A 15,821-nucleotide genomic window follows, 5' to 3' on the forward strand; every position below is an offset into this window, starting at 1 on the left:
GAAAGGTTTACTTGCTTTTCTCATTGAGATTCCATATATTTAGACCCATAAAAACCTATAAAAAAGAAAACTATGGATAGCATTCTTTTCTGGCTAGTTCCGGTTGCTTCCGTACTAGCCTTGTGTTTTGCTTATTATTTTCATAAGCAAATGATGAAAGAGAGTGAGGGAACTCCTCAAATGATTAAAATTGCAGCCGCTGTGCGCAAAGGTGCAATGTCTTATTTAAAACAGCAGTATAAAGTTGTTAGTTACGTTTTTCTAGTTCTGGTCATTTTGTTCTCCATCATGGCGTATGGCTTCCACGTGCAGAATGCTTGGGTGCCTATCGCTTTCCTTACGGGAGGTTTCTTCTCCGGATTAGCTGGCTTCTTGGGCATGAAAACGGCCACCTATGCTTCGGCACGTACGGCGAATGCCGCCCGTCGGTCACTTAATGCCGGCCTGCGAATAGCTTTCCGGAGTGGTGCCGTAATGGGTTTAGTTGTCGTTGGCTTGGGACTACTCGATATATCTTTCTGGTATTTATTGCTTAACGCGGTCATTCCGGCCGATGTAATGACGCCTACTCATAAACTCTGCATCATAACCACTACCATGCTTACTTTCGGTATGGGAGCTTCTACGCAGGCACTCTTTGCTCGTGTGGGTGGTGGAATCTATACCAAAGCCGCCGATGTGGGTGCCGACCTGGTGGGTAAAGTCGAAGCGGGTATTCCGGAAGACGACCCACGCAATCCGGCTACCATTGCGGATAATGTAGGCGATAACGTAGGCGACGTAGCGGGTATGGGGGCCGACTTATACGAGTCATACTGCGGTTCTATCTTAGCAACTGCTGCCCTGGGTGCTGCCGCTTTCATCCATTCGGGTGATACGATTATGCAATATAAAGCGGTGATTGCTCCGATGCTGATTGCTGCGGTGGGCATTCTGCTCTCTATTCTGGGCATCTTTGCCGTTCGTACCAAAGAGAATGCAACGATGAAAGATTTGTTGGGCGCATTGGCGCTTGGCACGAACCTGAGTTCGATACTGATTGTCGGGGCTACATTCCTTATCCTTTGGCTACTGAAACTCGATAACTGGATGTGGATTTCCTGTTCGGTGGTAGTCGGTTTGTTGGTAGGGGTAGTTATCGGGCGTTCTACCGAATACTACACCTCGCAATCTTATCGACCGACTCAGAAGCTGAGCGAAAGCGGGAAAACCGGCCCGGCTACCGTTATTATTTCCGGTATCGGTCTGGGAATGCTTTCCACTGCCATTCCCGTAGTAGCGGTTGTTATTGGGGTTATTGCCTCTTATCTGCTGGCTGCCGCGGGTGATCCTGCTAATGTGGCCATGGGACTGTATGGGATTGGTATTGCTGCCGTGGGGATGCTCTCCACACTGGGAATTACATTGGCGACCGATGCCTACGGACCGATTGCCGACAATGCCGGAGGTAATGCCGAAATGTCGGGACTTGGTGAAGAGATTCGCAAACGTACCGATGCTCTCGATTCACTGGGAAATACCACAGCGGCTACCGGTAAAGGGTTTGCCATTGGTTCGGCTGCGCTGACCGGATTAGCGTTGCTGGCTTCATATATAGAGGAAATTCGTATCGGGCTGACCCGTTTGGGAAGTACCGACCTGCTATTGCCTAATGGCGATTCGGTAACGGTTGCCAATGCTACCTTCCTCGATTTCATGAGCTATTATAATGTCACCCTAATGAATCCGATCGTATTGGCGGGTATGTTCCTCGGGTCTATGATGGCTTTCCTGTTCTGCGGACTAACTATGAACGCAGTAGCACGAGCAGCAGGACATATGGTGGACGAAGTACGCCGCCAGTTCCGTGAGATTAAAGGTATTCTCACCGGTGAGGCGGAACCTGATTATGAGCGTTGTGTCGAGATCTCTACGAAGGGTGCTCAACGGGCCATGATCGTACCTTCACTATTGGCTATTATCGCTCCCGTGGCTACCGGACTCCTTTTCGGTGTTCCCGGTGTGATGGGCTTGCTGATTGGCGGATTGAGTAGTGGATTTGTTCTCGCCATCTTTATGGCGAATGCCGGTGGTGCATGGGACAATGCGAAGAAGTACGTCGAGGAAGGTAATCTCGGCGGTAAGGGCGGAGAAGTGCATAAAGCAACGGTCGTGGGCGACACTGTCGGCGATCCGTTCAAAGACACCTCCGGTCCAAGTTTGAATATATTGGTGAAACTTATGAGCATGGTGGCCATCGTTATGGCGGGGCTTACCGTTGCTTGGAGTTTGTTTTAATTGATATATAAAAGGGTTTGTTTGAATGTGGGCAGCTGGAAGAAATTCCGGTTGCCCATACTTTTTTAGGGCGTATCTATCTCCATATAAGGTGTTAGTCTTATTTTTTCTTCTAATTGTAGATTGGTGCCTTTTAATTTGTTTTATACCTGATTGTTGCATACTTTTACGAATTACATTTAAATAAGGAAACTATGAAACAAGTAAAGTCTGTATCGCTACTCGTATTGGCGATGGTGTTGGCTGTAGGTTTTGCCTCTTGTAGTGATGACGAAGAGGTACTTCAGTGGAATGAATTGCCGGGAACATGGGAATGTATAAGCGAAAAAGGATACGTGTACTTTAAGGATTATCCGGAACGGTGTAATGAGTGGAATAATGAGAATCCTCGACTATTAGGTACTATAGCTGTATTTAGATCTGACGGAACGGTCAAATTTAATGCATCTGAAAGTGAATGGATTCTGAAAGATAACCTACTTACACTCATCCATCCGCATTTGGGTTCCCCATTAGAAATAGCCTATACAGTCTTGAAGCTATCCTCCGACAAACTTATTCTGGAAGAGTTCAATACTGGAGGTGAAGATGATTATACGTGGAGGTATTGGAATAATCTGACGTTTCAGAAAGTGAAGTAAATAACATAAGAATGGGAGAAGGGTGCTTGTGGGAGCACCCTTTTTTTGTACTTTTGCTGAATAAAATTTATTGAGATGCTATTGCCCTATTTAAATAAGGATCTGGTAGAAGCCGGATGTGATGAGGCCGGACGAGGATGTTTGGCTGGTGCGGTCTATGCCGCAGCGGTTATTCTGCCTAAGGATTTTAAGAACGAGTTGTTGAACGACTCCAAGCAACTGACCGAGAAACAACGCTATTTGCTTCGTGAAGTGATACAGCAAGAAGCGGTTGCCTGGGCGGTAGGGTGGTGAGTCCGCTAGAGATAGACGAGATCAACATTCTGCGTGCTTCTTTTTTGGCTATGCACCGGGCTGTCGACCAACTGACTGTTCGTCCCCAACACTTACTGATTGACGGGAATCGATTCCATAAATACCCTGATATACCTCATACAACAGTCGTGAAAGGAGACGGGAAGTATCTCTCCATTGCGGCTGCATCTATTTTGGCGAAAACCTACCGGGACGATTATATGAATCAGTTGCATGCCGAATACCCAATCTATGATTGGGATCATAACAAAGGCTATCCCACCAAGAAGCATCGGGCGGCTATTGCCGAACATGGGACGACTTCTTATCATCGGATGACGTTTAATCTGCTTGGCGACGGACAGCTCTCACTCACCTTTTAGCTTAAATCGCTTCTCGTCGTGTTGTTCTTTCACATACATAAAGACTATTGACTGACCTACGGAATACCGTGGTTTTGTCCTATATAGGCTAAATAATGTTATATTTGGCTTGCTTATGTTATCGTAAGGGTCTATATTTGCATCTTTATTAACATAGATTAAAGTACGTAAAGAATGGTATCTTGTAAACTCTCTCCTCTCTCGAAGCTCATCGGAGCCTTTTGTATGATGTCAATATGGGCACTTAGTGTAAACGCGCAATTTCTTCGAACTTCCTATTTTATGGAAGATACGCACTACCGGATGCAACTCAATCCGGCTCTAACTCCGACCCGGGGGTATTTCAATATTCCCGTTATCGGTTCGATTAATGCAACGGTCGGCTCTACTTCATTGGACTATCAGGATATCATCGACATTATTGATGATAGCGATAATTTCTACACAAATCCGAAGTTCTTAAATCGGTTGAAAGATAAGAACCACATTAATGTGAATGTCGCTACAGAGATCCTCTCTGCCGGTTGGTACAAGGGGAAAAACTTCTGGTCGGTTAATGTAGGACTCCGCACGGATATTGGAGCCACCCTGACCAAGTCTATGTTCGACTTCCTGAATGAAATGGATGTTATTGAAGATAACTGGCTAAACAGTGCTTATGACATTAGCGGGCAGAAGATGAATGTTAATGCCTATACGGAAGTCGGCTTGGGTTATGCGCGTGCTATTAATAGCCGCCTGACTGTTGGTGGTCGTGTGAAGGCATTACTGGGTATTGGTAATATGAATCTGAGAATGAACGAGGTTCGGATGAGTGCCAATTTACCAAGTGACGCCCGTATCAATGAGTTTCGGAATATGGGGCTGGATGATGTGAATACGGAAGCTAAAGTTAATGCGTTGCGAAATGAATTCAATAATTATCATGCCCTTCTAGCTGTAGACGCTCGCCTGGAAAGCTCGTTTAAAGGTTTGAATCTGGAAGAAGAAGTAAATGAACCTAGATATATTTCGGATATTGATTTCGAGAATAAGGACTTGGGTATTGCCGGTTATGGCTTTGGTATTGATCTGGGTGCTTCTTATAAGATAATGGATAACCTGACGGTATCCGCTTCTATACTTGACTTGGGCTTTATCTCTTGGTCGAAGGGTAGCACACAGATTGCTAACGCTAATGCTTCCGGAATTGATCTGAAAGGTAGTACCTACACAGCAGGTATCCCGACTGATCCGGCTGTAATTGAAGCGGACCCGCAAGCTACTCTGGATATAATTGAAGCGAACCTCAACCGTCTGGAGAGCGATGCGCAAGGATATATGGATCGTGTAAGCGGTGGCGATGTGCTTGACTACGAATTATTGCAACTCCGCAAGGAAGAAGCGACTAAGTCTCGGAAGTCAAGCTTAGCCTCTACGGTTGTGCTTGGAGCTGAATACGGCCTGTTGGATAATAAACTGGGACTAGGCCTATTGTCTACAACTCGTTTCATGAAACCTCAGACTCTTTCGGAAATAACCTTTTCTGCCAACTATCGCCCGAAGAATTGGTTCAATGTAGCATTGAGTTACTCAGTTATCCAGTCGGCAGGTAAGTCGTTCGGACTGGGATTGAAGTTGGGACCGGTGTTTCTGGGGACCGACTATATGTTCTTAGGGAAAGATTCTAAAACAGTCAATGGGTTTGTTGGTATATCTGTTCCTCTTGGAAAGAGAAAAACAACCTAAAATACAAATATCTTCTTACTTCGAATCGCTCTACTTGACGAAAAACGTATAACTTTGCGGTCTGTCTTTTTAGTATCCTTTGAGAAAAGAGGATCTAAAAGACAGATCGCATTTTCATTAAGGGGGCCGAAACAAATAGATAGTTATGTCTGGGGAGCTGATCTTTATCGTTTACTTATTCAATATATTCGTAAGCCTGTTTGTGGGAGTACTCCTGCTGGCAGTTAAAACAGCACCCCAGCTGAAAAAGCAAATCTATCACCGGGCTAAGATATTCCTGGCTGTGGCTACACTTCTAAGCGGAGTCGGCAATTCGTTGGTCTTGCTCTTTGGTATGGAGAACGAAACGGTCGATTTCTTTTCGCTTGTGTCTATGGTGGTCGCGGCCTTTCAGGCTTGCCTTTTCACGTTTCTGGTACTCATCCTTTTCCATTCCCCGTATGTCAGCCTTCGCCATATGCTGAAACATCTGACTCCCACCTTGGTATTCATACTTGTTTATCTCGTTGTAGTTTTCTTCCGGGCCGATGTGCAAGTGTATTCCATTCCCGACTTTCTCAATCATATCGGCAACCCGGCTTTGGCTTTGCGAGCAGGCTTTGCACTCGTTTACGTTGGGCAGCTTGTTGTTTATACCCGGCTGTTTCTGCGTGAACGCAGAATTTATATGGCGAAGATTAATGACTACTTCTTATACTGTGGGCGAAGCAACATCCTGGGCCGACTATGAGATTGTTGGAAATGGAGGTGCACTCACATTTATTGCTTGGCACCCTGTGGTATAGTCAATCCGGGTGGTGAATACTTCCATGTTGCCATGGAAGAGAATCCGGACCTTCTACTTACCGACCCTGTCACGGTGAATAAGGGGGAAGCAGTACGTTTGACTTTTCGGCATGCCATGCATCAGTTGGTTGTAAAGCTATCGAGTAGTGTTTATAATGCGACCCAACTTGCCGGTGCGGTAGTTAAGCTCGATCGGTTTATGATGCGCTCCACGGCGGTGGTTGATTTTCAGCATGGTACGGCATTCGCTCACTCGGATTATAATACAGAGTATCCTGCCCGTATGGGAAGCAACTGTTCTTTTATTATCGCTCCCCAAGACTTGCATGATGCAGGGCACCCTTGGATAAATATCGAAATAAACGGAAAGAGTTATACGTATCCGGTTCCGGTTTCCTTACCGGGCAATGATGCTTCGATTCCTCTTCGTTTGGGAAGTGGTAGCATACGCACACTAAACTTATCTCTCGACAGTAATGCGGTTACGCTTGCGAGTACTACGGTCTCTGAGTGGGAGGTAAAGTAAATTGATTCTCTAGTTCTCAAGTTTATATCACTCATGGGGGAGTGGTGAATCGGATGAATCTTTCATCTATGCTCTCGATTGGGGTAATGAGAAGCCTTCCTGTAGCTGCATCTCTTCGCGGTTTACAGGAAGGCTGATTATGTATAGAATGGTCTGTTCTCGGAAGTCCGGGATCAGAACCAGCGGACCTTTCGGAATATAAAAAAGGCTAGGGCAGATAAAACGGCTGAGCACAAAATGATCAGCGCAAAGGCATGAGGCATCTCTTCCAGGTGAATATTTACGTTCATTCCGTAAAAGCTGGCGATCAGAGTCGGGATCATCAATGTGATGGACAGGCTTGTCATGCGTTTCATGATGGCATTCACATTATTCGAAATAATCGAAGCGAAAGCATCCATCGTTCCGGTGAGAATATCGCTGTAAATATTCACGGTACTGAACGCTTGCCTTAGTTCAATGATAACGTCTTCTACCAACTCATTATCCAGGTAGTCAGTGTCTTGAAAGATACTTTGCAGTTTACCGATCATGATCTCATTACCGCGAATGGATGTGTTGAAGTAAACCAGCGTTTTTTGCAGTTTCATCAGGCGGAGCAGGTCTTCGTTGCGTATGCTGCGTTCCAATGCTTTCTCAGCTGCACTGATATCTAAATTAATCTGTTTCAGGTACTTCAAAAACCATACGGCGGAAGAGTAGATGAGGCGGAGGATTAGATCCAGTTTGTTGCGTACCACAATCCCCTTTTTCCGTGTATGCTCGATGAAGTCGGGTAGTAAATCGCTTTTGTGATAGCATACAGACACTACAATGTCATTATTGGTGATTATACCAATCGGTACGGTTGTGAAAGGAAAACTTTCACCGGATTTGTCTTGAATGGGAATACGTAAAATGGTAAGTAGCCAATCTCCCTCCGTTTCGGTACGCGGACGTTCGTCGGTATCGGCAATATCATTCAGGAATGATTCGGGTACGTTCAGGGTTTGGGTTAGGAAATTGAAATCGTCTTTGTTAGGGCATACCACATTTACCCAACAATTGGGGAGCCATTGTGCTTTTTCCACAAAGCCAGCTTCACAATAAAGATATGTTCTCATCTTATTGCCTCCTTTCATTTGTTTATACGATCAGAGGCATTTGTCGGCAATGGCTCTGGTCGCTTTAATTAATACTATAAGTGCACGTTCGCGGGTTTGAATCGTCCATTTTTCTATTTGTTTTTATTAAAAGCAGCGCAAAGGTAGGGAAAATTGGGTAAATTATCACTTTAGCCCTGTTTTTTTGAAAGATCTTTTTGATTGCCGCTGGTCTCCTTTTAGCCGGAATTGAAGCCCGCATTGCCTTTGATTCGATACAGAGCCGGAAAGGTGCGGCTAGGGATGGGGTGGGTAGCTAAATCTTAGTCCTCTTATGACTCTTTCGACCTGCAACTTAACATAGATTAAAGGCTTACGTAACCATCTTTTTTTGTACCTTTGCACCCGAAAATCAGAGTGATAATTTAAAATTAGAAATATTATGAGCAAGAAAGCGCTTTTAGTAATCCTCGACGGATGGGGATTAGGTGACCAAAAGAAAGATGACGTAATCTTCAATACTCCTACTCCTTATTGGGATTACCTGATGAATACGTATCCAAACTCTCAACTTCAAGCCAGCGGTGAAAACGTGGGTCTGCCCGACGGACAGATGGGTAATTCTGAAGTAGGCCACTTGAATATCGGAGCCGGACGTGTAGTGTATCAGGATTTGGTAAAGATTAATCGTGCTTGTGCTGATAATAGCATTCTGAAGAATCCCGAAGTCGTTTCTGCTTTCTCTTATGCTAAAGCAAACGGCAAGAGTGTGCACTTTATGGGGTTAACCTCTAACGGTGGGGTGCATAGTTCCTTGGAACATCTTTACAAACTTTGCGATATCGCTAAAGAATACAGCATTGAAAATACGTTCATTCACTGCTTTATGGATGGTCGTGATACAGATCCGAAGAGCGGTAAGGGCTTTATCGAAGAGTTGGTGGCTACTTGTGAGAAGTCGGCCGGTAAGGTTGCTTCGATCATCGGTCGTTATTATGCAATGGACCGTGACAAACGTTGGGAGCGCGTAAAAGAAGCCTATGATCTGTTGATAAATGGCACAGGTAAGAAAGCGACCGATATGGTTCAAGCCATGCAAGAGTCTTATGACGAAGGCGTAACCGACGAGTTTGTAAAACCGATCGTGAATGCGAATGTAGACGGAACAATCAAGGAAGGCGATGTAGTGATTTTCTTCAACTATCGTAACGACCGCGCAAAAGAATTGACTGTTGTGTTGACGCAGCAAGATATGCCGGAAGCCGGTATGCACATTGTGCCCGGATTGCAATTCTATTGCATGACTCCGTACGACTCCTCTTTCAAAGATGTTCATATCCTATTTGATAAAGAAAATGTAACTAGCACTTTGGGCGAATACATCGCTGAGAAAGGCTTGAAACAACTTCATATTGCCGAAACAGAGAAGTATGCCCATGTGACTTTCTTCTTCAACGGTGGTCGCGAAACTCCGTACGAGAACGAAGACCGTATCTTGGTTCCTTCTCCGAAGGTTGCTACTTACGACTTGAAGCCGGAAATGAGTGCTTATGAAGTAAAAGATAAATTGGTTGCCGCTATCAATGAGAATAAGTACGACTTCATTGTCGTGAATTTTGCCAATGGCGACATGGTTGGCCACACCGGTATCTACGAAGCTATTCAGAAAGCGGTTGTTGCTGTAGACGCTTGTATTAAGGATGTGATTGAAGCAGCGAAGGCGCAGGATTATGAAGCGATTATCATTGCCGATCATGGAAATGCCGATCGTGCTTTGAATGAAGATGGTACGCCGAATACGGCTCACTCGTTGAATCCGGTACCTTGCGTATACGTAACCGAAAACAAATCCGCTCAGGTAGAGAACGGTCGTTTGGCAGATGTTGCTCCGACTATTCTGCGGATTATGGGGCTGGAAGTGCCAGCGAAAATGGATGGTCAGATCCTCATCAAAGGTTGAGGCTGGCTAACTAAGAAATAGTGGATGAGCCTATGTCTTGTCCGTGATGGAATAAGGCCGTCTCAGAATAAAAATGAGGCGGCTTTACTTATCAACCGCAGTCCCCTTCGTGCAACAGATTATCGACTTCTACTTCATTCTCTCGACCGATGAGGACGAAATAAGAGGATTCTCCTTGTACGTTATTTAGAAAGTGAACCATTGTTAGGGAAACTTGTTTTGGATTGGGCTGCGTTTTAAGTAGGTTCTCGGAAGAGGGCTTGCGAATGGAAACTGCCTTTGGGCAATAATTAATTGGATATGATTCAGATTGATGATGTAGTGATTTCACTCGATGTGATTCGGGAGAAATTCCTTTGTGACCTAAAAGCTTGCAAAGGAGAGTGCTGTGTAGAGGGAGATGCCGGTGCGCCGGTAGAGTTGGAAGAAGTGGCAAAACTGGAAGAAGTACTGCCTGTTATTTGGGATGATCTTTCTCCGGAGGCACAGAAGGTGATTGATGAGCAAGGTGTTGTCTATACGGATAGAGATGGTGATTTGGTAACTTCTCTTGTAAACGGTAAAGATTGCGTTTTTACTTGCTATGATGAGACCGGATGTTGCTTTTGTGCGATAGAAAAAGCTTATCGTGCCGGAAAGGTTGACTTTTATAAACCGGTATCTTGTCATCTCTATCCGATCCGGGTAGGGGATTACGGACCTTATAAGGGTGTTAATTATCACCGATGGAGCGTTTGTAAAGCAGCGGTTTTGTTGGGCGAGAAAGAAAACCTGCCCGTTTATAAGTTCTTAAAAGAACCGTTGATCCGCAAATTCGGAGAGGCTTGGTATCAGGAACTGGAAGAAGCCGTTGTAGAGCTTAAGGAGCGTAATCTGCTCTAGCCTTTAAGTTGGAGTAGTAGATATAGAAAAGCGTCGGCACGAAGGATTTTCCTTCGCTTGCCGACGCTTCTTCGTTGTAAGATGTGAGGTTGGTTTATAAAAACGTATAATAAAAATTATGTATCGATATTCGCATAAGTTGCATTCTCTTCGATAAACTCACGGCGTGGACCAACGTCTTCACCCATTAGCATGGAGAATACGTAATCGGCTTCTGCTGCATTATCAATATTGATTTGCTTCAGCATGCGATGTTCGGGATCCATAGTGGTTTCCCACAATTGTTGTGCGTTCATCTCACCCAAACCTTTGTATCGTTGCGTGTGAATTGCACTCTCAGATCCGCCGCCATAGGTTTCGATGAACTTCTGACGTTGGGCATCTGTCCAGCAATACTCTTCGATTCTACCTTTCTTACAGAGATAGAGCGGGGGAGTAGCGATATACAGATATCCGTTCTGAATGATCTGCGGCATATAGCGGAAGAAGAAAGTCATGATCAGTGTGTCGATGTGAGAACCATCGACGTCGGCATCGGTCATGATAATGATCTTGTGGTAACGCAGTTTTTCGATGTTAGCCTCCTTGCTGTCTTCTTCTGTACCGATTGTTACACCTAGAGCCGTATAGATATTGCGGATTTCATCACTTTCGAGCGCTTTGTGGTACATCGCTTTCTCGACGTTCAGAATTTTACCACGTAGCGGCAGAATGGCTTGGAAAGCCCGGTTACGTCCTTGTTTGGCTGTTCCGCCTGCCGAGTCACCCTCGACAAGGAAAAGTTCACATTTAATCGGGTCTTTGTCGGAGCAGTCTGCCAGTTTACCCGGTAGTCCTCCACCAGACATCGGTGATTTGCGCTGTACCATTTCACGTGCCTTTCTGGCGGCGTGGCGGGCTGTTGCGGCTAGGATCACTTTGTCAACGATCATTTTGGCTTCCTTCGGGTGTTCTTCGAGGTAGTTCGTTAGAACTTCTCCTACGGCTTGGTCTACGGCTCCCATCACCTCGCTGTTACCCAATTTAGTCTTCGTCTGACCTTCGAATTGCGGTTCGGCTACCTTGATCGAAATAACGGCAGTCAATCCCTCACGGAAGTCGTCACCAGCAATATCTACTTTCACCTTCTCGAGCATTTTGCTATCCTCGGCGTATTTCTTCAGCGTACGTGTAAGAGCGCGGCGGAAACCGGCCAAGTGCGTACCTCCTTCAATTGTATTGATATTGTTGACGTATGAATGGATGTTTTCAGAGAAACCGGTGTTATACATGATTGCTATTTCAACCGGAACGCCCTGTTTTTCCGTATTCAGATAGATTACGTCATTGATCAGGTGTTCGCGTGAAGATTCGATGAAGCGAACGAATTCTCTCAGTCCTTCTTCGGAATGGAAGAAATCGCTTTTAAAACTTCCGTCTTCGTTTACCACACGTAGGTCAGTCAACGTAATACGCAGTCCGGCATTCAAGTAAGCCAGCTCGCGCATGCGGGAAGCTAATATCTTATAGTCGTAAACTGTTTCAATGAAAATAGACTTGTCAGGCCAGAACTGTTGACGAGTTCCGGTATGGTCGGACACACCTACTTCTTTCACATTGTAGAGTGGTTTACCGATTTCGTATTCTTGCTGATAGATCTTGCCATCACGTGATACCTGTGTGATCATGTGGCTGGACAGTGCATTCACACACGACATACCTACCCCGTGCAAACCTCCGGAAACCTTATAAGAACCTTTGTCGAATTTACCTCCGGCATGCAACACAGTCATAGCTACTTCCATAGCTGACTTTTTTTCCTTTTCGTGATAGTCCACTGGAATACCACGTCCGTTGTCCTGTACTGTAACTGAGTTGTCTTCGTTGATGGTCACTTCGATGTGGTCGCAGTATCCGGCCAGTGCTTCGTCAATAGAGTTGTCAACGATTTCGTATACCAAGTGATGGAGTCCCTTTATGCTGATGTCGCCAATGTACATCGCGGGACGTTTTCTCACTGCTTCAAGACCTTCCAATACCTGGATGCTATCCGCTGAATAGGCCCCGTTATTGGGAGTGATTTGTTCTTCGCTCATAATTGCCTTTCTAAGTTATAATAACAGAGCAAATATAGTGAAAATAGTTGATTCGGAGAAGAATAGAACGTGAAAAATACAGAATAGACCTTGATTCTCCCACTTATGGATGGATGGTTTTTGAATGTGCTTCAATGAGAAAAGGCCGAACCATTAGGTTCAGCCTGATAATATGTAGAATTTGTGTAGTATCTACTTAAATTAAGCGAGTTTGTTGATATAGATCGCTAACTTAGACTTCAGATTGCTAGCCTTATTCTTGTGGATAACATTTGTTTTAGCCAATTTATCCAGCATTTTTGTAACTTTCGGGTACAAAGCTGCAGCTTCTGTCTTATCAGTAGTAGCACGAAGTTTTCTAACAGCGTTTCTCATGGTCTTACCATAGTATCTGTTATGAATTCTTCTTTTCTCTTCCTGTCTGATTCTTTTCAGTGATGATTTGTGATTTGCCATTTTCGACTAATCTATTTTTTGGTTCTTTATTCTTTTTATTTGTAGCCCGTGGGGGAGTCGAACCCCCCTTTCAAGAATGAAAATCTTGCGTCCTAACCGATAGACGAACGGGCCATCCTTTGTCGCATTTCTGCGTTTTGCTTTCTTGAAACAAAGTTTGTTTCTCGATTGCGGATGCAAAGGTAAGAACTATTTTGATATTGGCAAATTATTCCTGAAAATATTTTCAATAAAAGTATCGGCATTCTTTACTGAGGTTTTGTTCTGTGTTGATTATCAGTGGTGTATGCGGTTGGCCTGCCTGCAAAAAACATTCTTCTTTAGGAAATGCTTGGTCGTATTCTTTTGGCTACGTCTTACCTTATATATATAGCAGCCTTCTAAACTCTCTGAAAAACTCAGTAATATTTTCTTGTGAGCTTGGTGATTCGTACTACTGTTCTACTCTTTTGGCAGCAGTTTGTATAGCTATTGATAATGGCAGCAGACTCTCTTTATTGGTAGTTTTGTTCTAAAACCAGCTCTTTCCAATAGGATGTTGCTTAACTGGGCTTTATTCTTGAGGATTTTTTGTAGTTTTGTTCCGGAATCGAAAGGATATGCTGCAAAAAACTAAAGGAATCGTTCTTCATACGCTCAAATACAATGATACTTCTATCATTGTCGATATGTATACGGAGTTGTCCGGAAGGGCTTCTTTTCTGGTATCCATCCCTCGTTCGCGAAAGGCAGCAGTAAAATCCGTTCTGTTTCAGCCATTGTCCATTATTGAGTTTGAGGCAGATTATCGTCCTAATTCTACCCTCTATCGGGTGAAAGAAGCAAAGTCTTTCTATCCTTTCTCCTCTGTGCCTTATGACCCGTACAAATCTGCTATGGCACTCTTTCTGGCGGAGTTCCTGTATCGGGCGGTTCGGGAAGAAGGGGAGAATGGATCTTTGTTTGCTTATTTGATGCATTCGGTTATCTGGCTGGACGAGTGTCGTGATGGTTTTGCCAATTTTCATCTTGTTTTTTTAATGCGTCTTTCCCGTTTTCTGGGCCTTTATCCGAATTTAGAGGATTATCATGCCGGGGATTATTTCGATTTGCTAAACGCTTGTTTCACCTCTGTACGTCCCCAACTTCACTCTTCTTATGTCAATGCCGAAGAGGCTGGGCGTCTTCGACAACTGATGCGGATGAATTACGATACAATGCATCTTTTTGGTATGAACCGCACAGAGCGTACCCGCTGCCTAACAATTATGAATGACTATTATCGGCTTCATTTATCGGACTTCCCGGCTTTAAAATCGCTGGAGGTCTTAAAAGAGTTGTTCGATTAATCGTTTGTCGGAAGATCGTTCTTTCCTTTCTCTCAGCATACTACTACAGCAGTATCGTTAACTTATGCAGGAATAAGGTGATATTTATTAATCCCCTTAACTGAGACCAGCTTGAAATCTAGGGATATAGCCTGCATCTACAAACGAATTAACCGGCAAAACACGCAATTTAAGCGAGCTACACAATGATACAACACTCTTATGTCATAATCACTTTTTGCTGTAAACGGCTGATTGATAGTTTGATATATTGCGTCTACTTTTCTCGGACTGATCTACTCAATAAATAATACCGGTTTCCGAAGACTGTGTACTTAGCAAAAACCTCCCGGTAGCTAGTAGTAAACAACTGGTAAAAAGCATTTTTGTCCATTCTATTTCCTGTTCCACAGTTGTGGAACAGCTGACTCACATATTGTGAAACACGTGTCCCACATAATGTGGAACAGTCGTCGCACATAGGTGCAACAGGAAATAAAAGAGAATAAACATAGAAAAAGACTGCTTATATCCGCTAATCGTTGCATACGATGCGGTTATTAAAAAGGCTTGTTTGGTGAATTGGAAGTTCTGTTTTGAGGGGAAGAAAGCAATAGCTATCGTTCCTCAGAATAAAATGATCGAAAAAAAGAAGGCGCATTGCAATTAGCTGATATACTGAATGATATGCAAAAAAGTGATTATGACATAAGAGTGTTGTATCATTGTGTAAAATGCTTATATCCCCCCTATACTTTTGTAAGTGATCGCTGATTGTCCTTTTCTTCGAGAAATTGGAGTCATTAGCCAGCTCTGCATCGGTTGTGCTGACACGAGTATGATAGATACGTGGTACTTGTCGTTTACACAAACAAAAAAGGATTGAGTGTAACCTATAGAAAGTTATCACTCAATCCTTTGTATGTAGTCTCTCTTGCGTAGCGAGCGTGGGAAGTTTATCCCAGAAGCTCTTTTACTTTGGCAGAGATGGCACGTCCTTCGGCTAAACCGGCTAATTTCTTAGAGGCAACTCCCATTACCTTACCCATATCTTTCGCATCGGTAGCACCTACCTCAGCTATGATTGCTTTGAGTGCGGCTTCTAGCTCTTCGGGAGTCATTTGTTTCGGCAGATAGGCTTCCATCACCTTTACTTGCGCTAATTCTTCGTCGGCAAGATCCTGACGGCTCTGTCCGATGTAGATTTCAGCAGCATCTTTCCCTTGTTTCACTAACTTCTGGATAATTTTTAGTGCGGCATCGTCTGTCAGCAGATCGTTAGCTCCCGGAGCGGTTTTAGCTTCGAGAAAGAACTTCTTTATATTTCTGAGCGTTTCTAAGGCTACTTTATCCTTAGCTTTCATTGCATTTTTAATGTCTTCGCTGACCCTATCAAATAAATCCATATGCTTATATATTAAATT

At 44.1% G+C, this 15,821-nt stretch carries 12 protein-coding genes, 1 tRNA gene and 1 pseudogene; 9 read left to right on the forward strand and 5 right to left on the reverse strand.

Going from position 1 to position 15,821, the window contains the following annotated elements; all coding sequences use genetic code 11:
• Positions 1-72 precede the first annotated feature (72 nt).
• The 6 genes and pseudogenes from JCM10512_RS03520 to JCM10512_RS03545 all read left to right on the forward strand — a co-directional run bounded on the left by JCM10512_RS03520 (position 73) and on the right by JCM10512_RS03545 (position 6,635).
• Positions 73-2,277, forward strand: coding sequence for a sodium-translocating pyrophosphatase (locus JCM10512_RS03520; protein ID WP_044160455.1), 2,205 nt, complete (start codon positions 73-75; stop codon positions 2,275-2,277).
• A gap of 194 nt (positions 2,278-2,471) precedes the next feature.
• Positions 2,472-2,918 (forward strand): hypothetical protein, encoded by a 447-nt coding sequence (locus JCM10512_RS03525; protein WP_148298249.1) that lies wholly within the window; start codon positions 2,472-2,474, stop codon positions 2,916-2,918.
• 75 nt (positions 2,919-2,993) lie between these two features.
• Positions 2,994-3,595, forward strand: a pseudogene (gene rnhB / locus JCM10512_RS03530) (ribonuclease HII).
• A gap of 174 nt (positions 3,596-3,769) precedes the next feature.
• Positions 3,770-5,323, forward strand: coding sequence for a DUF5723 family protein (locus tag JCM10512_RS03535; protein WP_044160457.1), 1,554 nt, complete (start codon positions 3,770-3,772; stop codon positions 5,321-5,323).
• Positions 5,324-5,468: 145 nt separating this feature from the next.
• Positions 5,469-6,053, forward strand: a complete 585-nt coding sequence (locus JCM10512_RS03540; RefSeq protein WP_052517083.1) for a hypothetical protein — start codon at positions 5,469-5,471, stop codon at positions 6,051-6,053.
• Between the two features lie 36 nt (positions 6,054-6,089).
• Entirely contained in the window at positions 6,090-6,635 is a 546-nt protein-coding gene (locus JCM10512_RS03545; protein WP_044160458.1) for a fimbrillin family protein, read from the forward strand.
• Between the two features lie 173 nt (positions 6,636-6,808).
• Here the strand turns inward: JCM10512_RS03545 and JCM10512_RS03550 are convergent, their stop codons facing one another.
• Positions 6,809-7,738 (reverse strand): magnesium transporter CorA family protein, encoded by a 930-nt coding sequence (locus tag JCM10512_RS03550; protein ID WP_044160572.1) that lies wholly within the window; start codon positions 7,736-7,738, stop codon positions 6,809-6,811.
• Between the two features lie 421 nt (positions 7,739-8,159).
• Between JCM10512_RS03550 and gpmI the strand changes: the two genes are divergently transcribed.
• On the forward strand, positions 8,160-9,677 hold the full coding sequence (gene gpmI / locus JCM10512_RS03555; protein WP_044160459.1) for a 2,3-bisphosphoglycerate-independent phosphoglycerate mutase: 1,518 nt from the start codon (positions 8,160-8,162) through the stop codon (positions 9,675-9,677).
• A gap of 300 nt (positions 9,678-9,977) precedes the next feature.
• Positions 9,978-10,559, forward strand: a complete 582-nt coding sequence (locus tag JCM10512_RS03560) for a DUF3109 family protein (protein WP_044160460.1) — start codon at positions 9,978-9,980, stop codon at positions 10,557-10,559.
• Between the two features lie 116 nt (positions 10,560-10,675).
• Here the strand turns inward: JCM10512_RS03560 and gyrB are convergent, their stop codons facing one another.
• From gyrB to JCM10512_RS03575, 3 genes are all read right to left on the reverse strand, one after another.
• Positions 10,676-12,634, reverse strand: coding sequence for a DNA topoisomerase (ATP-hydrolyzing) subunit B (gene gyrB / locus JCM10512_RS03565; RefSeq protein ID WP_044160462.1), 1,959 nt, complete (start codon positions 12,632-12,634; stop codon positions 10,676-10,678).
• A 201-nt stretch (positions 12,635-12,835) separates the two neighbouring features.
• Positions 12,836-13,090 (reverse strand): 30S ribosomal protein S20, encoded by a 255-nt coding sequence (gene rpsT / locus JCM10512_RS03570; protein WP_044160465.1) that lies wholly within the window; start codon positions 13,088-13,090, stop codon positions 12,836-12,838.
• A gap of 42 nt (positions 13,091-13,132) precedes the next feature.
• Positions 13,133-13,204 (reverse strand) — tRNA-Glu (locus tag JCM10512_RS03575).
• Positions 13,205-13,689: 485 nt separating this feature from the next.
• Between JCM10512_RS03575 and recO the strand changes: the two genes are divergently transcribed.
• Positions 13,690-14,418 (forward strand): DNA repair protein RecO, encoded by a 729-nt coding sequence (gene recO / locus JCM10512_RS03580; protein ID WP_044160467.1) that lies wholly within the window; start codon positions 13,690-13,692, stop codon positions 14,416-14,418.
• A 935-nt stretch (positions 14,419-15,353) separates the two neighbouring features.
• On the opposite strand, the gene JCM10512_RS03585 is transcribed toward recO, so the two are convergent.
• Positions 15,354-15,803, reverse strand: a complete 450-nt coding sequence (locus JCM10512_RS03585) for a GatB/YqeY domain-containing protein (protein ID WP_044160469.1) — start codon at positions 15,801-15,803, stop codon at positions 15,354-15,356.
• Positions 15,804-15,821 lie beyond the last annotated feature (18 nt).

Source organism: Bacteroides reticulotermitis JCM 10512 (assembly GCF_000517545.1).
Taxonomy (GTDB): domain Bacteria; phylum Bacteroidota; class Bacteroidia; order Bacteroidales; family Bacteroidaceae; genus Bacteroides; species Bacteroides reticulotermitis.